The sequence below is a fragment of the uncultured Caulobacter sp. genome, from assembly GCF_947036865.1.
GTDB lineage: Bacteria > Pseudomonadota > Alphaproteobacteria > Caulobacterales > Caulobacteraceae > Caulobacter.
The window spans coordinates 1-17148 of the sequence record NZ_CAMQSF010000036.1 but is presented as its reverse complement, the minus strand read 5'-3'; the positions used below and the strand labels follow the sequence as shown (position 1 = coordinate 17148).

Annotated in this window: 19 protein-coding genes and 1 pseudogene; 15 read left to right on the top strand and 5 right to left on the bottom strand. The window is 69.6% G+C overall.

From position 1 onward, the window contains the following. The first annotated feature begins 61 nt into the window (after positions 1-61). Positions 62-529, top strand: coding sequence for a hypothetical protein (locus Q0V34_RS16280; protein ID WP_297513879.1), 468 nt, complete (start codon positions 62-64; stop codon positions 527-529). Between the two features lie 16 nt (positions 530-545). Here the strand turns inward: Q0V34_RS16280 and Q0V34_RS16275 are convergent, their stop codons facing one another. Then, complete coding sequence (locus tag Q0V34_RS16275; protein ID WP_297513933.1) at positions 546-644, bottom strand: hypothetical protein; 99 nt, start codon at positions 642-644, stop codon at positions 546-548. Positions 645-649: 5 nt separating this feature from the next. Beyond that, the gene (locus Q0V34_RS16270; protein ID WP_297513876.1) at positions 650-2122 is read right to left on the bottom strand and encodes a sigma-54 dependent transcriptional regulator; all 1473 of its coding nucleotides are present in this window, start codon (positions 2120-2122) and stop codon (positions 650-652) included. Between the two features lie 147 nt (positions 2123-2269). Between Q0V34_RS16270 and Q0V34_RS16265 the strand changes: the two genes are divergently transcribed. The 3 genes from Q0V34_RS16265 to Q0V34_RS16255 all read left to right on the top strand — a co-directional run bounded on the left by Q0V34_RS16265 (position 2270) and on the right by Q0V34_RS16255 (position 5944). Next, positions 2270-2644 carry an MmcQ/YjbR family DNA-binding protein gene (locus Q0V34_RS16265; RefSeq protein WP_297513872.1) on the top strand — a complete coding sequence of 125 codons (375 nt, stop codon included), beginning with the start codon at positions 2270-2272 and terminating at the stop codon, positions 2642-2644. Positions 2645-2685: 41 nt separating this feature from the next. Next, positions 2686-4476 carry a M3 family oligoendopeptidase gene (locus tag Q0V34_RS16260; RefSeq protein WP_297513869.1) on the top strand — a complete coding sequence of 597 codons (1791 nt, stop codon included), beginning with the start codon at positions 2686-2688 and terminating at the stop codon, positions 4474-4476. Between the two features lie 112 nt (positions 4477-4588). Further along, positions 4589-5944: an AarF/UbiB family protein gene (locus Q0V34_RS16255; RefSeq protein WP_297513866.1), complete on the top strand. Its 1356-nt coding sequence runs from the start codon at positions 4589-4591 to the stop codon at positions 5942-5944. A 43-nt stretch (positions 5945-5987) separates the two neighbouring features. Here the strand turns inward: Q0V34_RS16255 and Q0V34_RS16250 are convergent, their stop codons facing one another. Further along, a complete protein-coding gene (locus Q0V34_RS16250) occupies positions 5988-6467 on the bottom strand; it encodes a hypothetical protein (RefSeq protein ID WP_297513863.1) in 480 nt (159 codons plus the stop codon). Positions 6468-6543: 76 nt separating this feature from the next. Beyond that, positions 6544-7044 (bottom strand): sigma-70 family RNA polymerase sigma factor, encoded by a 501-nt coding sequence (locus Q0V34_RS16245; RefSeq protein ID WP_297513860.1) that lies wholly within the window; start codon positions 7042-7044, stop codon positions 6544-6546. Between the two features lie 103 nt (positions 7045-7147). On the opposite strand from Q0V34_RS16245, the gene Q0V34_RS16240 reads away from it, so the two are divergent. The 7 genes from Q0V34_RS16240 to Q0V34_RS16210 all read left to right on the top strand — a co-directional run bounded on the left by Q0V34_RS16240 (position 7148) and on the right by Q0V34_RS16210 (position 13189). Then, a complete protein-coding gene (locus Q0V34_RS16240) occupies positions 7148-7621 on the top strand; it encodes a PaaI family thioesterase (protein ID WP_297513856.1) in 474 nt (157 codons plus the stop codon). Then, complete coding sequence (locus Q0V34_RS16235; RefSeq protein ID WP_297513853.1) at positions 7621-8547, top strand: alpha/beta hydrolase; 927 nt, start codon at positions 7621-7623, stop codon at positions 8545-8547. Before Q0V34_RS16240 ends, Q0V34_RS16235 begins: the two co-directional genes overlap by 1 nt. A gap of 153 nt (positions 8548-8700) precedes the next feature. Further along, complete coding sequence (locus Q0V34_RS16230) at positions 8701-9702, top strand: glycosyltransferase family 9 protein (protein WP_297513851.1); 1002 nt, start codon at positions 8701-8703, stop codon at positions 9700-9702. Positions 9703-9768: 66 nt separating this feature from the next. Further along, positions 9769-9999, top strand: a complete 231-nt coding sequence (locus tag Q0V34_RS16225; RefSeq protein WP_297513848.1) for an aa3-type cytochrome c oxidase subunit IV — start codon at positions 9769-9771, stop codon at positions 9997-9999. 118 nt (positions 10000-10117) lie between these two features. After that, positions 10118-11257: a Re/Si-specific NAD(P)(+) transhydrogenase subunit alpha gene (locus tag Q0V34_RS16220; RefSeq protein ID WP_297513845.1), complete on the top strand. Its 1140-nt coding sequence runs from the start codon at positions 10118-10120 to the stop codon at positions 11255-11257. Positions 11258-11410: 153 nt separating this feature from the next. Further along, a complete protein-coding gene (locus tag Q0V34_RS16215; protein ID WP_297513842.1) occupies positions 11411-11743 on the top strand; it encodes a proton-translocating transhydrogenase family protein in 333 nt (110 codons plus the stop codon). A gap of 24 nt (positions 11744-11767) precedes the next feature. Beyond that, complete coding sequence (locus Q0V34_RS16210) at positions 11768-13189, top strand: NAD(P)(+) transhydrogenase (Re/Si-specific) subunit beta (RefSeq protein WP_297513840.1); 1422 nt, start codon at positions 11768-11770, stop codon at positions 13187-13189. A 199-nt stretch (positions 13190-13388) separates the two neighbouring features. Here Q0V34_RS16210 and Q0V34_RS16205 read toward each other — a convergent pair whose 3' ends face one another. Continuing rightward, positions 13389-13742: a UrcA family protein gene (locus Q0V34_RS16205; RefSeq protein WP_297513835.1), complete on the bottom strand. Its 354-nt coding sequence runs from the start codon at positions 13740-13742 to the stop codon at positions 13389-13391. Positions 13743-14075: 333 nt separating this feature from the next. Here Q0V34_RS16205 and Q0V34_RS16200 point away from each other — a divergent pair, with 333 nt between their 5' ends. The 4 genes and pseudogenes from Q0V34_RS16200 to Q0V34_RS16185 form a co-directional block, all read left to right on the top strand. Then, on the top strand, positions 14076-14882 hold the full coding sequence (locus Q0V34_RS16200) for a M23 family metallopeptidase (RefSeq protein ID WP_297513831.1): 807 nt from the start codon (positions 14076-14078) through the stop codon (positions 14880-14882). A gap of 59 nt (positions 14883-14941) precedes the next feature. Then, positions 14942-15898, top strand: a complete 957-nt coding sequence (locus Q0V34_RS16195) for an alpha/beta fold hydrolase (protein ID WP_297513829.1) — start codon at positions 14942-14944, stop codon at positions 15896-15898. 41 nt (positions 15899-15939) lie between these two features. Continuing rightward, positions 15940-16857: an ABC transporter ATP-binding protein gene (locus tag Q0V34_RS16190; protein WP_297513826.1), complete on the top strand. Its 918-nt coding sequence runs from the start codon at positions 15940-15942 to the stop codon at positions 16855-16857. After that, positions 16854-17148, top strand: a pseudogene (locus Q0V34_RS16185) (ABC transporter permease); the annotation flags it as partial. The gene Q0V34_RS16190 and the pseudogene Q0V34_RS16185, both read left to right, overlap by 4 nt.

Below are 17148 nucleotides of genomic sequence, written 5' to 3'. Positions count from 1 at the left end.
GCGCGCGGGCCTCGGCCTGGATCGGCGCCGAGCGAACGTCATGGCGCCGTGGATCGGAACAATGGCGACGACCTATAAATATCTGCTGCGCCGAAGGGCGGAGTTGGAAACCCGCGTCGTTGAAGCCCGCCAGCGCGCCCAGGCGCCGTTCGAGAGCGAGCTTCGCGCGATCGCGCTCGCGCTGGAGGCGCTCGAGCGGGCCGGCATGGCCGACCCGCTGACGGCCGACGAGCCCGCGGCCTTCGCGCCGCCGACGCCGGGCAAGCGCGGCCGACGCGGACGCTCGACCCGCGACATGATCCTGATGGCCCTGCGCTGCGCGCCCGGCCTCAACGAGGCCGAGATCGCGCGGCAGCTGGATCACCGCTGGAGCCGGCCGGTCACCCCGGTCGCGGTCGGGCGGGAGCTGGAAAGGCTGGCGGCCGAGGCGCGGGTCTGTCGCTCGGGCGCGGGCTGGATTCGCGTCGAAGAGACGATCAACGAACCCGAGACGCGGCCAAGCCTGGACCTGGCCGCCCAAGGGCGCTGAACCGTTGAGGCGCGGGTCAGGCCCGCGTCGGCTTCAGGGCCGGACGGGCCGGCTTCAGCAGGGCCTTCAGCCGCTGCTCGCGCGAGACCGGTCGCAAGATCATCAGGGTCGCCATGCTCATCAGCCCGCTTCCTTCAGGTCGACCTCGATGCCCTGCTCGCGGACCTTGCGATAGAGGGTCGAGCGGCCGATGCCCAGGCGGCGGGCCACTTCGCTCATATGGCCGGCATAGACGTCGATGGCGTGCTGAATAAGGTCGCGCTCGATCTCCTCCAGCGTCCGCAGGTGGCCGCGGTCGTCGAGGATGCGCACCGGCGCTTCCGGGGCGCTGGTCGCCGCCGCCATGGCCGCGTGGGTCGCCTGCAGCAGGGCCGCCGGCGGCGGAGCGGGGGGCGTCGAGACGGCCTCGACCGGCGCGGCCATCCCCGAGATGGCCGGGAAGTCGAACGGCTGCAGATAGGGCGCGTCGGCCAGGACGATGGCGCGATAGACCGTGTTTTCCAGCTGGCGGACATTGCCCGGCCAGTCGAAGGCGGTCAGCAGTTGCAGGGTCTCGGGCGAGGCGCCGATGACGCGCTTGCCTTCCTCGACATTGAAGCGGCGGATGAACGCCTCGACCAGGGCCGGGATGTCCTCGCGCCGCTCGCGCAAGGACGGGGCCTCGATCGGGAAGACGTTCAGGCGATAGTAGAGATCCTCGCGGAACCGGCCGGCCGAGACGGCCTGCTGCAGGTCGCGATTGGTGGCCGAGACGATGCGGACGTCGACCTTGACCGAGCGCTTAGAGCCGATCGGGTCGATCTCGCCCTCCTGCAGCGCGCGCAGCAGCTTGACCTGCATGTCCAGCGGCAGTTCGCCGACCTCGTCGAGGAACAGGGTGCCGCCGTCGGCTTCCTTGAACTTGCCCAGATGCTTGTCGGTGGCGCCGGTGAAGCTGCCCTTCTCGTGGCCGAACAGGATCGACTCGACGAGGTTTTCCGGAATGGCGCCGCAGTTGACCGCCACGAAAGGCTTGCCGGCGCGGTCGGACGAGCCGTGCACCGCGCGGGCGATCAGCTCCTTGCCGACGCCGCTCTCGCCGGTGATCAGCACCGGAATGCCGCTCTTGGCCGCGCGCTCGCCCATCCGCTTGACCATAGTCATGACCGGGGAGGCGCCGATCAGGTCGGCGAAGGTGGTCTTGCCGCCGGCCCGCTTGGTCAGGCGCTCGACCTCGCCCTTCAGGTCGCCCATCGACAGGGCGTTGCGGATCGAGACCGTGATGCGCTCGGGGCTGGCCGGCTTGATGAAGAAGTCGCTGGCCCCGGCCTGCATGGCCTTGACCACGGTGTCGACGCCGCCGCTGGCGGTCAGCACGATCACCGGCTGGGTGAAGCCGCGCGCCCGCATCTCCTTCAGCGTCTCATGGCCGTTCAGGCCCGGCATGACGAGGTCGAGCAGGATCACGTCGGCGGGCGCGCCCGTGGTCAGGTGCGCGATCGCCGCGTCGCCGCTGTCCGCGTGCGCGACCGCGAAGCCTTCGCGCTCAAGCACCGCTTGAATCAGCCGACGTTGTGTCGGGTCGTCATCGACGACAAGGACCGTTTTGGTCATTGGGCATCCACCAGAACCGGCCACGCCCACATGGAGCGGGGCTCTTGTTGGTTCAGACTGATACAGGCGATGGGTAAACATCGGCTTTCGCGGACGTGTCGCTGATCTTAAGGTTTAGCCTTAACCGGGACTTACGCGCGGGGCGGGATGGCGGACACGGAGCAATTGGCGCGCCTGGCCCTGGCGCTGCCCGAAGCGTCCGGCGGGATCGGCCCGACCGGGTCGTTCAGCTTCGAGGTGAGCGGTAAGGCGTTCGCCTGGAGCTATCTGGCCCGCCCGGCCCCCAAGGCGTCCAGGGTCCTCGTCCCCGGCGTCGCGGCGATCCGCTGCGCGCGGGAGAGCAAGGCGATGCTGCTGGAGGCCGCGCCCGAGCGCTTCTTCACCGACGATCATTATCGAAACTATCCGGCCGTGCTGGTCCGCCTGGCCGAGATCGAGGTCGACGAGCTTGAGGGGCTGCTGCGCGGCGCCTGGCGGATTCAGGCCTCGGCCGCGATCCGGAAGCGCCATCCGCGCGTTTGACGCATTGCGCCATGCGGGCGCCGAGGCCTATCTGCTAGCTCATGAACGCGCCCTTCAAGCCCGCCGCCCCGCCCGAATGGAACCTGGCCGATCTCTATGCCGGCCGCGACGATCCCCGGATCGAGACCGATCTGGCCGCCGCCAAGGCCGCCAACGACGAGCTGGCCTCGCTGGAGGGGATGTTCCTGGAAGCCCGAAAGGAGCCGGAGCGCCTGGGCCAACTTCTGGATCGCGGGATCAAGCTCTATGAGCGCGCTACGAACGGCCTCTGGGCCGTTGGCGCCTATGCCGGGCTGGAAGCCTCGGTGGCCCGCGACGACCCGGCCTGGGCCAAGTTCGAGGCGGACCTGCGCGCGCGCTCGTCGCGGATCGCCGCCGACAGCCTGTTCTTCACCCTGGAGCTGAACCAGCTGGAGGACGCAGAGATCGCCAAGGCGCTGGAGGCCCATCCGGCCGCCGCGCGCTGGTCGCCGTGGCTGCGCCGCGTGCGCCTGTCGCGGCCGCACGAGCTGTCGCCGGAGCTGGAGCGCTTCATCGTCGACAAGGGCCCGGCCGTCGCCAACTGGGTGCGCCTCTATGACGAGACCCTGGCCAAGCTGACCGCGCAGGCGGGCGACGAGACCCTGACCCTGCCCGAGGCGCTGAACCGCCTGTCCGACCCCGACGTCGCCCGCCGCAAGGCCGCCGCCGAGGGCCTGGCCAAGGCGCTGGAGGAACGCGCCTCGACCCAGGCCCTGGTCCTGAACACCCTGGCCTATGAAAAGCAGGTCGAGGACCGCTGGCGCCGCTACGAGACCCCCGCCCAGTCCCGCCACCTCGCCAACGAGGTCGACGCCGACGCGGTCGACGCGCTGGAACAGGCGGTGGTCGAGGCCTATCCGCGCCTGTCGCACCGCTACTACGCGCTGAAGGCCAAGGTGATGGGGCTGGAGGCGCTGGACTACTGGGACCGCAACGCACCCCTGACCGCCGCCGCCCCCCGCGCCTACGCCTGGGACGAGGCCAAGGGCATGGTGCTGGAAAGCTTCCAGGATCTCGCGCCCAAGTTCGCCGACACGGCGAGGACCTTCTTCGACAAGCCGTGGATCGACGCCCGCCCGCGTCCAGGCAAGCAGTCCGGCGCCTTCGCCCATCCGGTCACCGCCGACCGGCATCCGTACGTGTTCATGAACTATATGGGCGAGCGGCGGGACGTGCTGACCCTGGCGCACGAGCTGGGCCACGCCGTGCACCAGACCCTGTGCCAGCCGCTGGGCACCCTCCTGGCCGATACGCCCCTGACCCTGGCCGAGACGGCCTCGATCTTCGGCGAGGGCCTGGTGTTCGACCGCCTGCTGGCGGAAGCCACGCCCGAGGACCGCAAGGGTCTTCTCGCGGGGAAGATCGAGGATGGGCTCAACACCGTTGTCCGCCAGATCGCCTTCCACCGCTTCGAGCGCCGCTTCCACGACGCCCGGCTGGAGGGCGAGCTGTCGCCCGACCAGATCGGCGCGCTGTGGGTCGAGGTGATGGGCGAGAGCCTGGGGCCGGCCGTCCGGATGAACCCGGGCTACGAGCACTACTGGGCCTATGTCAGCCACTTCTGCCACGCGCCGTTCTATGTCTACGCCTATGCGTTCGGGGATCTGCTGGTGCGCGGCCTGATGGAAAAGCGTCGCGAGGATCCGGTGAAATTCGCGCCGCTGTACGAAGACCTCCTCGCGGCCGGCGGCACGCGCACCTATGTCGAGGCCCTGAAGCCCTTCGGCCTGAACCCGAGGGACAAGGCGTTCTGGGCCGCCGGCTGCGCGCAGCTGGAGCGGCTGGTGGACGAGTTCGAACAGCTTGTCTGACGTCGTGCGTTCGTCCTCGCCCTTCGACAGGCTCAGGGTGAGGACGAAGATCTGCCGGGGTGTCTCCGTCACCTCATGCTGAGCCTGTCGAAGCACGAGGTGACGCGGCAAGATGCCTGACGATCGCAACGACCCCGAACGCGACCGCCTCTCGGGCCGGCTTTCCCGCTTCGCGCGGGTCGGGGCGGGTCTGTCGGGCGCGGCCGTCAGCTATGGCGCCAACCGGGTCTTCGCCGGCGAAGACGCCGACGCGCGCAACGCCAAGGCGCTGAAGGCGGCGCTGGGCGGCCTCAAGGGTCCGCTGATGAAGGCGGCCCAGATGTTCGCCACCGTGCCCGACCTGCTGCCGCCCGAATTCGCCAAGGAGCTGGCCGAGCTGCAGACCAACGCCCCGGCCATGGGCTGGCCGTTCGTGCGCCGGCGCATGGCGGCCGAACTGGGCGCGGACTGGCAGAGCCGGTTCGCCAGCTTCGAGCCGCAGGCCGCCGCGGCCGCGTCGCTGGGTCAGGTCCACCGGGCCACGGCCCCCGACGGCCGCGCCCTGGCGGTGAAGCTGCAATATCCCGACATGCAGAGCGCGGTCGAAAGCGACTTGTCGCAGCTGCGCGCCCTGATCGGCCTGTTCAAGCGGATGGACGGCTCCATCGACCCCTCGGAGATGATCGTCGAGATCGGCGATCGCCTGCGCGAGGAGCTGGACTACGGCCGCGAGGCCAGGATGATGTCCGTGTACGGAAGCTTCTTCGCCGAGCGCGACGCGATCCGCACCCCGACCCCGGTTCCCGAGCTTTCCACCGGCCGCCTGCTGTCGATGACCTGGCTGGACGGGCAGGGACTGCTGGCCTTCAAGACCGCGCCGCAAGAGGTCCGCGACCGCATCGCCGCCCTGCTGTTCGAGGCCTGGTGGAGCCCGATGACCCATCTGGGGATCATCCACGGCGACCCGCACCTGGGGAACTACACCTTCTCGGGCGAGGGCGCGGCGCGCCTGAACCTGCTGGATTTCGGCTGCATCCGGGTGTTTCCGCCGAGGTTCGTGGCCGGGGTGGTTCGGCTCTATCGCGCGCTGTCGAACGACGACCGCGCCGAGCAGGTCGAGGCCTATCGCACCTGGGGCTTCCAGGGCCTGACCGACGAGCTCGTCGACACCCTGAACGTCTGGGCCCGGTTCATCTATGGCCCGCTGCTGGACGACCGCGTCCGCACCGTGGCCGAGGACGTGCCGCCGGGCGAATACGGCCGCCGCGAGGCCTTCAAGGTGCGCCAGGCCCTGAAGGCGGTCGGCGGGGTCACCATCCCGCGCGAGTTCGTGTTCATGGACCGCGCCGCCATCGGCCTCGGCGCCGCCTTCCTGCACCTGGGCGCGCGGCACAACTGGAAGCAGCTGTTCGAGGCCTCGCTGGAGGGGTTCTCGGAAGAGGCGGTGGCCGAGCGGCAGGCCAAGGCTCTGGCGGCGGCGGGGCTATAGGCATCCGACGTCCCGGCGCGCGCCAGGGAAGTCGGATGGGAGATCATTCATACTCCGCCAGCAGCGCCTCCAGCCGCCGCTGTTCGGGCCTCAGGGCCAGGAAGAAGCGCAAGCTGTTCCAGCCCAGGCTCGCGATCACCGCCGCCGCGCACAGGGCCAGGACCCCGAAGCTCGCCTCTTGGTGACGTTGCAGCGCCATCCACAGCGGCAGGAAGAAGACCGGCGTCATCATCCAGAACACGTGATAGCCGCGGCGTTCGCTCCGGTTGCGGGCCAGGCGGCGGGCCAGGGCTTCGCGCAGCGGCGCGTCGGCGGTCGACGGGCGGGCCCGGAAGCCGGTCCAGAACACGGCCAACATGACGAGCCAGCACGCGGCCATCATCGCCAGGCCCAGCCAGCCCCGCGCGGTCTCCCCGCCGCGCAGCACGATCGCGGCCGCCGTCGCCGTGAAAAGGGTCATGGCCGCCAGCGGGATCAGGGCCAGCAGGGCCTCCACGCGGCGGCGGGATTTCAGCGTTTCCATCAGTTTCTCCGTCATTCGGGCCTGAAGCTCCGGGGAAGGGCGGTTGGCCTCCGACCGCCAGACCTGTTCGAGGCGCTCAAAGTCCATCGGCGTCCTCCTTCACCAAGATCGAGAGCCGCTGGCGCAGGCGGCTCAGCCGCGCGCCGACATTGCTCTCGGTAAGACCATGCAGCCGGGCGATCTCCGCGTAGCCGACGCCGTCCAGCGACAGCAGGACCAGCGAGCGCTCGACCGGCGCCAGGGTGCGGATCGCCTGGTAGAGCCGCTCGAGCAGCGCTTCCTCCGGATCGGTTCCGGCGCCGCGGAGCAGCAGTTCGCCCTCGATCGCCACGCCGCGCAGCCGTCGTCGCGTTTCGCCCCGCCGCCAGGTCAGGGCCGCGTTGTGGGCGACCCGGTGGGCGAAGGTGCTGGCCGCGCTCTCGGCGCGGAAGCGCGGGCGCGCGCGCCACAGCGCCAAGGTCAACTCCTGCAGCAGGTCGTTCTGATCGGCCGGCTCGGCGAAGGCGCGCGCGGTCCGCCGCAGCATCGGCAGATGCGGCCCCAGCCACGCGGCGAAATCGTCCTGCTCCCAGCCCATCCGCTCCCCAGCCCTTCGGCCCGTTTCGAGAGGTTAGACACCGGCCGGATCCCGGTCCTTACGGAACGCTTCCCTTTTTTCAAACGCTCGTTAGCCTGGCCGCATGTCCGATGACCTGACCGACGCCCAGACGGCCGCGATCCCCGACGGCTTCACCCAATTGAACTGGTCGCGCGGGTTCGGACGCCAGATCGGGCCGCTGTTCGAGCATCGCGAAGGCCCCGGCCAGGCGCGTCTGGCGTTCCGGGTCGAGGAGCACCACACCAACGGCCTCGGCAACTGCCACGGCGGCATGCTGATGAGCTTCGCCGACATGGCCTGGGGGCGGATCATCTCGCTGAAGAAGTCCTACAGCTGGGTCACGGTCCGGCTGCTGTGCGACTTCCTGTCGGGCGCCAAGCTGGGCGACTGGGTCGAGGGCGAGGGCGAGCTGATCGGCGAGGAGGACCTGCTGTTCACCGTGCGCGGCCGCATCTGGTCGGGCGAGCGAACCCTGATCACCGGCACCGGCGTCTTCAAGGCGCTCAGTCCCCGCAAGCCGCGTCCCGGCGAGCTGGCCTACAAGGAGGAGGCGTGATGGCCGACGACCGCGCCGCCCCCGCCTCGCTGCTCGCGCCGTTCCACGGCCAGCGCCCGCCCGCGCCGGCCTGGTTCGAGGCGGCGATCGCCCATGAGCCCGAGCGCGCGATGATCCCCGTCGACGGCGCCAACATCGAGCTCCTGACCTGGGGCGCGGTGGGCAAGCCGGGCCTCTTGTTCCTGCACGGCAACGGCGCCCATGCCGACTGGTGGAGCTTCATCGCGCCGTTCTTCGCGAACGACTGGCGGGTGGCGGCGATCTCGTGGTCGGGGATGGGCGACAGCGACTGGCGCGCGGCCTACAGCGCCGAACTGTTCGCCCGGGAAATCTTCACGGCGATCGAAACCGCCGGCCTGGAGGCGGGCGGCGTCAAGCCGATGGTGGTCGGCCACTCGTTCGGCGGCTTTCCCACGCTCTACTGCGCGGCGCGCCATCCCGAGCGCCTGCGCGGCGCGATCATGGTCGACAGCAGCATCCAGCCCCCCGAGAAGCGCTGGAAGGGGCCGCCGCCGCGCTCGGGCCTCGGCAATCGGGTCTATCCGACCCTCGAAGAGGCCCTGGCCCGCTTTCGCCTCGCCCCGCCGCAGCCTTGCGAGAACCTCTACATCGCGGATTTCATCGCGCGTCGCTCCTTGAAGGCGGTCGACGGCGGCTGGACGTGGAAGTTCGATCCCGACCTCTGGCACAATTTCCGCATGCCGGATCTCGGCTCTCTGTTGCCAGAGATCGCCTGCCCGGCGGCGCTGATGTGGGGCGAGCGCTCGAACCTGATGCACGCCGAGACCCTGGACTACATGCTGGCCCAGATGCCCAAGGACGTACTGCTGCTGCCCGTGCCCGACGCCGACCACCACGTGATGATCGACCAGCCCCTGGCCTTCGTGGCGGGGCTGAGGGGGCTGCTGGCGGGGTGGCAGGGCTGAGGGCCCGTCCTCGCCCTTCGACAAGCTCAGGGTGAGGACTACTTTTGCCCGAGGATCAGTAGGAACCTCACCCTGAGCTTGTCGAAGGGCGAGGTTGCGGTCCCTCGGCGTGATCCGGTAATCGCTGGACCTCGCGCCGGAGATCCCCCGTCCTTGACCGCTGCTCGTTTTACCGGCCCCGTCCTCGTCTACGCGCCCGATCGCGGGATCGGCGATCTGATGTGGCATCTGCCGACCATCCGGGCGATCGCGGCGACCACGCCGGAGGGCCAGGTGGTGCTGGTGGCGCGGCCGTCCAGTCGGGCGTCCGAGGTGCTGGCCGTCGAGCCCAGCGTCGCCAAGGTGCTGCACGCGCCGCACTACAAGGACCGGCTGAAGGGGCTGCGCGAGACGCTCGACTTCTACCGGATCTGCAAGGCCGAGCGGCCGCGCGCGGTCTGGATCCTGGAGAAGATCGACCGCGCCGCCATCGCCGCCTTCCTGGCCGGCGTGCCCGAACGGCGGGGCTTTGGCCTGGGGCATGGCCAGGAGCGTTTTCTCACGACCGGACCGTTCCTGCCGAAGTCGATGCGGCCGGCCCATCGGATCGACAAGCTGGCGGCCTTCGAACAGGCGCACGGCCTGGCCGTGACCAGCCGCGAGCCCGCTCTGAAGCTGAATCCGGACGCCGTCGCGGCGGTGAAGGCCCGCTACGCCGACCAGCCGGGGCCCTGGCTCGCGCTCGGGATCGGGGCCAGCGAGCCGGCGCGCACCTGGCCGGCCGAAAGGTTCGCCGAAACGGCCCGGCGTCTGGCCGACCGGTTCGGGACCGTGTTCTGGATCGGCGGTCCGCACGAAGCCGGGGGCGCGGGCGCCGCGATCGGCGACCTGCCCAACAATGTCGTGGCCTGCGACCTGCCTCTGGACCAATCGGCGGCGCTGATCTCGCTGTGCGCCGGGTTCCTCGGCAACGATTCGGGCGCGCTGAACGTCGCCGCCGCCGTGGGGACGCCGTGCGTCGGCCTGATGGGCACCGCGCCGCTGCCGGCCTATTCGCGCTGGCTGACGCGCCTCGACGGCGGGGCAGGGCGGATTGGCGACATCACCGTCGATCAGGCCGTCGAGGCGGTGCGCGGCTGGGTCCTTAAGGACGGCTGGGACAATACGGACGCTTGAGCGTTCACGCCCCGCGTTGTATCGGGCGAACTCGATATCCTCCCCTTCGTTCTTCAAGGAAGACACATGGCCGGCGACTATCACCGCGGTGAAATGGACATCCACGAGCAAGCCTCGACCTATGCCGCGTTCGGCAAGATGACCAAGTGGGGCTCGCTGGCGGTCGCCACGCTGCTGCTGTTCATCACCCTGCTGTTCTGCACCCCGACCGGTTTCGTCGGCAGCGCCATCGCCGCCGTCGTGCTGCTGGCGGTGGGCGTGTTCGCCCTGAAGGAAAAGCCCAGCTCGGCGCACTGACACCGGTAGACATCGGCATAATTTTTCCCTGACGCGCACGTCATGCCTCGACAAGAGGCAAGACTATCCCCTAGAGAGCGCCTCATGCTGCTGAGCAAACAGCGCCCTGGGGAGGGGTATGCCGATGGCCGTCATCGCCGTCACGAAAGAGACCCGCGCCAACGAAACGCGGGTCGCCGCCACGCCTGAGACCGTCAAGAAGCTGGCCGCCGCCGGCTTTTCGCTGGTGGTGCAGGCGGGGGCGGGGACGGCCGCGTCCTATCCGGACGCCGACTACGAAGCCGCGGGCGCCAAGATCGCCAAAACCGCCGCCGAGGCGATCCAGGGCGCCGACGTCCTGTTCAAGGTCCGCGCGCCCGAAGCCGCCGAGATCGCGGCGCTGAAGAGCGGGGCCATCGTCGCCGCCGCGCTCAATCCCTATCAGGACAAGGAGACGCTGGACGCCCTGGCCAAGGCCGGCGCGACGGCGATCGCCATGGAGTTCATCCCGCGCATCACCCGCGCCCAGGTGATGGACATGCTGTCCTCGCAGGCCAACCTCGCGGGCTATCGCGCCGTGATCGAGGGCGCCGAGGCCTACGGCAAGGCCCTGCCGATGATGATGACCGCCGCCGGCACCGTCGCCGCGGCCAAGGTGTTCATCATGGGCGTGGGCGTCGCCGGCCTGCAGGCCATCGCCACGGCGCGCCGCCTCGGCGCGGTGGTCACCGCCACCGACGTGCGTCCGGCCACCAAGGAGCAGGTCGAATCCCTGGGCGCCAAGTTCCTGGCCGTCGAGGACGAGGAGTTCAAGAACGCCCAGACCGCCGGCGGCTACGCCAAGGAAATGTCCAAGGAGTACCAGGCCAAGCAGGCCGAGCTGGTCTCCAGCCACATCGCCAAGCAGGACATCGTCATCACCACGGCCCTGATCCCGGGCCGTCCGGCGCCGAAGCTGGTCAGCGCCGCGCAGGTCGCCTCGATGCGGCCGGGCTCGATCCTCGTCGACCTGGCCATCGAGCAGGGCGGCAATGTCGAGGGCGCCAAGCTGAACGAAACCGTGGTCACCGCCAATGGCGTCAAGATCCTCGGCCACGCCAACCTGCCCGGCCGCATCGCCGCCGACGCCAGCGCGCTCTATGCCCGCAACCTCTTCGCCCTGTCGGCCCTGTTCACGACCAAGGAGGGCGCCTTCGCCCCCGACTTCGAGGACGAGATCCTGCAGGCCGCCGTCGTCACCCGCGGCGGCGCGATCGTGCATCCGAACTTGAAGGGCTGACGATCGTGGAGCCGAACCTCGTCCTTCGAGGCTCGCTTCGCTCGCACCTCAGGATGAGGTTCTACCGCGAAGACCGAGCCAACCACCTTCCTCATCCTGAGGCGCCTTCGCGCAGCGAAGGCCTCGAAGGACGCACCGAGCCGGGAGCCTGATATGGAAGCCGTCGACCCCACCGTGTTCCGTCTGGCGATCTTCGTGCTCGCCATCTTCGTCGGCTACTACGTCGTCTGGAGCGTGACGCCCGCGCTGCATACGCCGCTGATGGCCGTGACCAACGCCATCTCGTCGGTGATCATCGTCGGCGCCCTGCTGGCGGCGGCGGCCCACGGGGCCAACGCCGATCTGGCCGGCGGCGAGACCGCCGCCTCGACCTGGATCTCCAAGGGGGCGGGCGGGATCGCCGCGGCCTTCGCGGCGGTCAACATCTTCGGCGGCTTCCTGGTCACCCAGCGGATGCTGGCGATGTACAAGAAGAAGCAGAAGTAAGCGGCGCGAGCAGGGGAAACCGACATGAACGCCAATCTCGCCGCCATCCTGTACCTCGTCTCCGGGGTGCTGTTCATCCTGGCGCTTCGGGGTCTTTCCAGCCCCGAGACCAGCCGCAAGGGCAATACCTACGGCATGGTCGGCATGGCCATCGCCGTGGCCACCACCCTGGCCACGCTGTGGAGCCAGGGCGCGCTGGACGCCGTGACCCTGGGCCTGATCGTCGCCGGCGTCGCCGTCGGCGGCGGGGTCGGCGCGGTGATCGCCCGCCGCGTGCCGATGACCTCGATGCCGCAGCTGGTCGCCGCCTTCCACTCGCTGGTCGGCATGGCCGCCTGTCTGGTGGCCGTGGCCGCCATCTACACGCCCGGCGCCTATCACATCGCCACCGCCGACGGGACCGGCGTTCAGCTGAAGAGCCTGATCGAGCTGTCGCTGGGCCTGGCGATCGGCGCCATCACCTTCACCGGTTCGGTGATCGCCTTCGCCAAGCTGAACGGCAATATGAGCGGCGCGCCGATCCTGTTGCCCGCCCGCCACCTGCTGAACATCCTGATCGCGGCGGCCATCGTCGCCCTGATCGTGGTGCTGGTGGTCAGCGGCGGCACGGCCTTGTGGGCCTTCTGGGGCATCTTCGCCCTCAGCCTGCTGATCGGCGTCACCCTGATCATCCCGATCGGCGGCGCCGACATGCCGGTCGTGGTGTCGATGCTGAACAGCTATTCCGGCTGGGCGGCGGCGGCGTTGGGCTTCACGCTCGAGAACACCACCCTGATCATCACCGGCGCCCTCGTGGGCTCGTCGGGCGCGATCCTGTCCTACATCATGTGCAAGGGCATGAACCGCTCGTTCGTGTCGGTGATCCTGGGCGGCTTCGGCGCCGACGCCTCGGCCGCCGCCGCCGGCGGCAAGGTCGAGACCCGTCCGGTCAAGCAGGGCAGCGCCGACGACGCGGCCTTCATCATGAAGAACGCTTCGAAGGTCATCATCGTCCCCGGCTACGGCATGGCCGTCTCCCAGGCCCAGCACGCCCTGCGCGAAATGGCCGACAAGCTGAAGGAGGAGGGCGTCGAGGTGAAGTACGCCATCCACCCGGTCGCCGGCCGGATGCCGGGCCACATGAACGTGCTGCTGGCCGAAGCGAACGTCCCCTATGACGAGGTCTTCGAGCTGGAGGACATCAACAGCGAGTTCTCGACGGCCGACGTCGCCTTCGTGATCGGCGCCAACGACGTCACCAATCCGGCGGCCAAGACCGATCCGCAGAGCCCGATCTTCGGCATGCCGATCCTGGACGTCGAGAAGGCCCGCACGGTGCTGTTCGTCAAGCGCGGCATGTCCTCGGGCTATGCCGGCGTTGAGAACGAGCTGTTCTTCAAGGACAACACGATGATGCTGTTCGCCGACGCCAAGAAGATGGTCGAAGGCATCGTCAAGGGCCTGTAGAGCGTGATCGCCGAAGGTGTGAGCGGTTTCGGCGGTTAGCGCGCGCTAAGTGTCTGAAATCGAACCTGTTTATCTGTTTCGAATGATTCCATTCGAAACAGGCGGGTTCTACGCGCCCTCAAGAACAAAGGCCCCAGGTTCTACCTGGGGCCTCTGTCGTTGGCCGTGGGAGCGTTTGAGGCGCGAGCGGCGCGCGCGATCACTTCGCGGCGAACTCGACGGCGTCGGCCCGGCTGGCCATGGTCAGCTCGCGCACCTGGGCGGCCGGCAGTTGACGTTTCACTTCGCGGTGAACCTCGGCGACGCAGCCGTGCATGGTCGTCGCCAGCTCGCCCGCGCGCAGCTTGGCCAGGCAGAGGTCGCTGCCGGCCGAGTCGACGCGAGCGCGGAAGATCTTGGCTTGGGCGGGGTTGGCCAGGTTCAGGTCGCCATAGGCGATGTGGACGGCCTGAGCGCGCTCGGCGGCGTTGGCGGCTTGGGTGAGGCCCAGGACCGGAACGGCGGCCAGCGACAGGCTGGCGACGGTGGTCAGGCTCATGATGAACTTGCGCATTTGAAGTATCCCTCTGGTTGGGCGCTGTTCCGTGCGCCGATGAATACTCAATAGGTCCGAGTTATCGCGAAGTCCCGTTACGTCTCATTCATGACGTCTAATTAAGAGAATGAAGGCGCTTTAATGTAATGAACGAAATGTAATCTAGACCGGAGCTCGATCTCGGCTCGGTCCGCTGGCGCTTTGTGACGGAATGGTTAAGCCGCGCCTCGTTTCCACCCCATGCGACATTCATACACGCCGCCGATTCACCATCCTGAAAGGCCGGATGTGAGAGCTAGACCGTAAGAACGCGGTCGCGGGCGCCGGCCGAACGTCCAAAAGGAAGCGGTTTTGACCACGAACTCCCTGGCCGCGCCGTCGCCGAACCTGACGCTCGCCTTCGTGAGCATGTTGGGCGTCGCGGCGGTGGCGGGCGCCTTGAGCGGGGCCGTGGCCCTGGGCGAATGGGTCGCGCGCGTCGCGCCGGCCGTGGCGCCCACCCCCGCGATCGTCCGGACCGAGGCCGACGCCGAGCAAGATCCGCCGCCGCCCCCGCCGCCGGCCTATCGGTTCGACGCGCCCTTGCCCGGCCGCGTGATCGACTCGCCGTTCGGCATGCGCCAGCTGCCGTGGGAAGAAAACGGCCGCCTGCACCAGGGCGTCGACATCGCCGCCCCCAGCGGCGCGGCGGTCAAGATCGCCGCCGACGGGGTGATCAAGGCCACCGGCGTGTCGCCCACCTATGGCCGCTATGTGCTGGCGATGCACAAGGGCGGGCTGACCACGATGTACGCCCACCTGGCCAGCCCGGCCCGAGGCGTCAGGAAGGGCGCCTTTTTGCGGCGCGGCGAGACGGTGGCCTTCGTCGGCAATTCCGGCCGCTCGACCGGCTCGCACCTGCATTTCGAGATCCGCAAGGACGACAAGCCCCTGAACCCGGCCTTCTTCCTGGACCGCAGCTTCGCCCAGGCGGGCGACCTGCCGCTCAAGGCGGCCGGCCGGGTGTCGCGCAAGGTGCGCGTCGCCACGGTCTCCAAGTGGCCCGACAGCGTCGTGAAGGCCAAGCTCCGCGCGCCGGAAGCGACCGCCAAGGGGCCTCGCGTCATCCGGACCAAGACGGGGCGGGTGCGCGCGCGGATCGCGGTCTCGGCCGGCTAAACGTCCGTCGTCGGCGCAAGACGGCTCGACCCGTCACAAACCGCCACTAAAGTGGCCGCATGATCCAGCTTCTCGGTCGCGGCGTCGCGGGCTTCGCCCTTCTGCTCGTTTCCTATATCGCCGTCGGCGGGCTGATGAGCGCCGCCGGGGCGCCCAAGCCGCGAGGCCAGATGCTGGAGATCGAGCCCGGGCGAAGGCTGCGGCTGGTCTGCGAGGGACCCCGGAGCGACAAGCCCGTGGTCTGGCTGGAGGCCGGCGCCTTCGGTTTCGCCGCCGACTGGGGCGCGACCCAGGAGGCGCTGACCGCCGCCGGCTGGCGCTCCTGCGCCTATGACCGCGCGGGCCTGGGCTATTCGCCCGAGGGGCCAAGGCCGCGCGACGGGATCGCCATCGTCACCGATTTCGAGAAGCTGATCGCCGCCTCGGGCGAGCCGGGCCCCTACATCCTGGTGGGCCACTCGATGGCCGGCCTGCGCCTGCGCGAGTTCGCCGGCCGCAATCCGGACAAGGTGGCCGGGATCGTGCTGGTCGACGCCGCCACGCCCGAGGCCAGCCAGGACCCCCGGATGCGGGGCTTTATCGACGCCTTCGCCACCGCCTCGCGCTGGGCGGCGCGGGGCGCGGCGCTGGGGCTCTACAAGCCGCTGGCCCACACGCGCCTGGGCGACAAGATCGACCTGCCGCCGGCCGCCAAGGCCGAGAAGAACTGGGCCTTCGCCAACGCCCGCCACAACCGGGTCTCGGCCGAGGAGGTCGTGCTGTGGAAGACGGCCTCGGACCAGGCCGCCGCCCAGCCGCCGTTCGATCCCAAATGGCCGGTCGCCGTCGTCACCGCCGGGCCGGTCGCCGGCCGCGAGGACCGCAAGGCGATGCAGGCAGCGCCGGCCCGCCAGTCGCGCCATGGCCTGGTCGACCACGTCGAGGCCGCGACCCACACCCTGCTGATCGGCCGCCGGTTCGCCGACCACATCGTGCGCGCGGTGGCCTTCGTGGCCGACGCCCGCGACAAGGGCTGATACAACCAGAGCATCGGTCCGATTCGGGGAGGTCGCCGCTCATGGTCAGCGCCGTCAGTCTGGAGGGCGTCAGCAAGACCTATGACGACTTCCACGCCGTGCGGGATGTCGGTTTCGAGGTCCCGGCCGGGCGGATCACCGGCTTTCTAGGACCCAACGGCGCGGGCAAGACCTCGACCATCCGCATGATCCTGGGCCTGCTGCCGCCGACGGCCGGGCGGATCACGGTGCTGGGCGCCGACGACGCGATGAGCGTGCGCGAACGGATCGGCTTCCTCCCCGAGGAGCGCGGCCTCTACAAGCGCATGACGCCGGTCGACGCGATCGCCTTCTTCGCGGGGCTGAAGGGCGTGCCCGAGGCGGAAGGGCGCAAGCGGGCCAAGGCCATGCTGGAGGCCCAGGGCCTGGGCTACGCGCTGAAGCGGCCGATCAAGGATCTCTCCAAGGGCATGGCCCAGAAGGTCCAGCTGATCTCGGCCCTGGCGCACGAGCCGGAGCTGGTGGTGCTGGACGAGCCGTTCTCGGGCCTCGACCCCGTCAACCAGCAGGCGCTGGAGGCGATGATCCGCGAGATCGCCGCGCGCGGGGCCACGGTGCTGTTCTCGACCCACGTGATGCAGCACGCCGAGCGGCTGTGCGACAAGGTCGTCTTGATGGCGCGCGGCCGGAAGGTGTTCGACGGCGACGTCGCCACCGCCCGCCGCGCGGCCCCTCGGGCCCTGGTGCTGGAGGGCGAGCTGACGGCCGAGCAGGTCGCGGCGCTGCCGGGCCTGGGGCCGCTGACCAGCGAGGCGCTGCCCGACGGCGGCTGGCGGCACGTCGCCGCCTTGCCAGAGGCCGCGACCGGCCAGGACGCCCTGAAGGCGGCCTTCGCCCGGGACCTGCCGCTGCGGCGCTTCGAGCTGAAGGAGCCCAGCCTGCACGACGCCTTCATCGTTCTGACCGGAGGCCAGGCATGAGCCGTCTTCTGAAGATCGCCCGTCGCGAATACCTGGCCTATGTCCGCACCGTCGGCTTCTGGCTGTCGATCGTGGCGTTGCCTCTGGTCATGGGGATCAGCGGGCTGGCGCCGCTGATGATGATGAAGACCGCCCAGCCCGAGCGGCTGGCGATCGTCGACCTGACGGGACAGGATCTCGGCGGCGCCGTCGCCAAGGCCCTGGCCGAGGACCAGAACCGGGCCGTCGCCCGCGCCCTGCGCGCCGCGGCGCTGTCGGCCGCCGGCCCCCAGGCGCAGGACGCGGTGCGCA

Bases quoted from the DNA above. Each gene is read 5' to 3' on its own strand.
- Q0V34_RS16205 (WP_297513835.1), bottom strand. From the start codon at position 13,742: ATGCGCAAGTTCATCATGAGCCTGACCACCGTCGCCAGCCTGTCGCTG.
- Q0V34_RS16210 (WP_297513840.1), top strand. From the start codon at position 11,768: ATGAACGCCAATCTCGCCGCCATCCTGTACCTCGTCTCCGGGGTGCTG.
- Q0V34_RS16260 (WP_297513869.1), top strand. From the start codon at position 2,686: ATGAACGCGCCCTTCAAGCCCGCCGCCCCGCCCGAATGGAACCTGGCC.
- Q0V34_RS16225 (WP_297513848.1), top strand. From the start codon at position 9,769: ATGGCCGGCGACTATCACCGCGGTGAAATGGACATCCACGAGCAAGCC.
- Q0V34_RS16250 (WP_297513863.1), bottom strand. From the start codon at position 6,467: ATGGAAACGCTGAAATCCCGCCGCCGCGTGGAGGCCCTGCTGGCCCTG.
- Q0V34_RS16280 (WP_297513879.1), top strand. From the start codon at position 62: ATGGCGACGACCTATAAATATCTGCTGCGCCGAAGGGCGGAGTTGGAA.
- Q0V34_RS16190 (WP_297513826.1), top strand. From the start codon at position 15,940: ATGGTCAGCGCCGTCAGTCTGGAGGGCGTCAGCAAGACCTATGACGAC.
- Q0V34_RS16265 (WP_297513872.1), top strand. From the start codon at position 2,270: ATGGCGGACACGGAGCAATTGGCGCGCCTGGCCCTGGCGCTGCCCGAA.
- Q0V34_RS16240 (WP_297513856.1), top strand. From the start codon at position 7,148: ATGTCCGATGACCTGACCGACGCCCAGACGGCCGCGATCCCCGACGGC.
- Q0V34_RS16220 (WP_297513845.1), top strand. From the start codon at position 10,118: ATGCCGATGGCCGTCATCGCCGTCACGAAAGAGACCCGCGCCAACGAA.
- Q0V34_RS16255 (WP_297513866.1), top strand. From the start codon at position 4,589: ATGCCTGACGATCGCAACGACCCCGAACGCGACCGCCTCTCGGGCCGG.
- Q0V34_RS16275 (WP_297513933.1), bottom strand. From the start codon at position 644: ATGGCGACCCTGATGATCTTGCGACCGGTCTCGCGCGAGCAGCGGCTG.
- Q0V34_RS16270 (WP_297513876.1), bottom strand. From the start codon at position 2,122: ATGACCAAAACGGTCCTTGTCGTCGATGACGACCCGACACAACGTCGG.
- Q0V34_RS16215 (WP_297513842.1), top strand. From the start codon at position 11,411: ATGGAAGCCGTCGACCCCACCGTGTTCCGTCTGGCGATCTTCGTGCTC.
- Q0V34_RS16245 (WP_297513860.1), bottom strand. From the start codon at position 7,044: ATGGGCTGGGAGCAGGACGATTTCGCCGCGTGGCTGGGGCCGCATCTG.
- Q0V34_RS16235 (WP_297513853.1), top strand. From the start codon at position 7,621: ATGGCCGACGACCGCGCCGCCCCCGCCTCGCTGCTCGCGCCGTTCCAC.
- Q0V34_RS16195 (WP_297513829.1), top strand. From the start codon at position 14,942: ATGATCCAGCTTCTCGGTCGCGGCGTCGCGGGCTTCGCCCTTCTGCTC.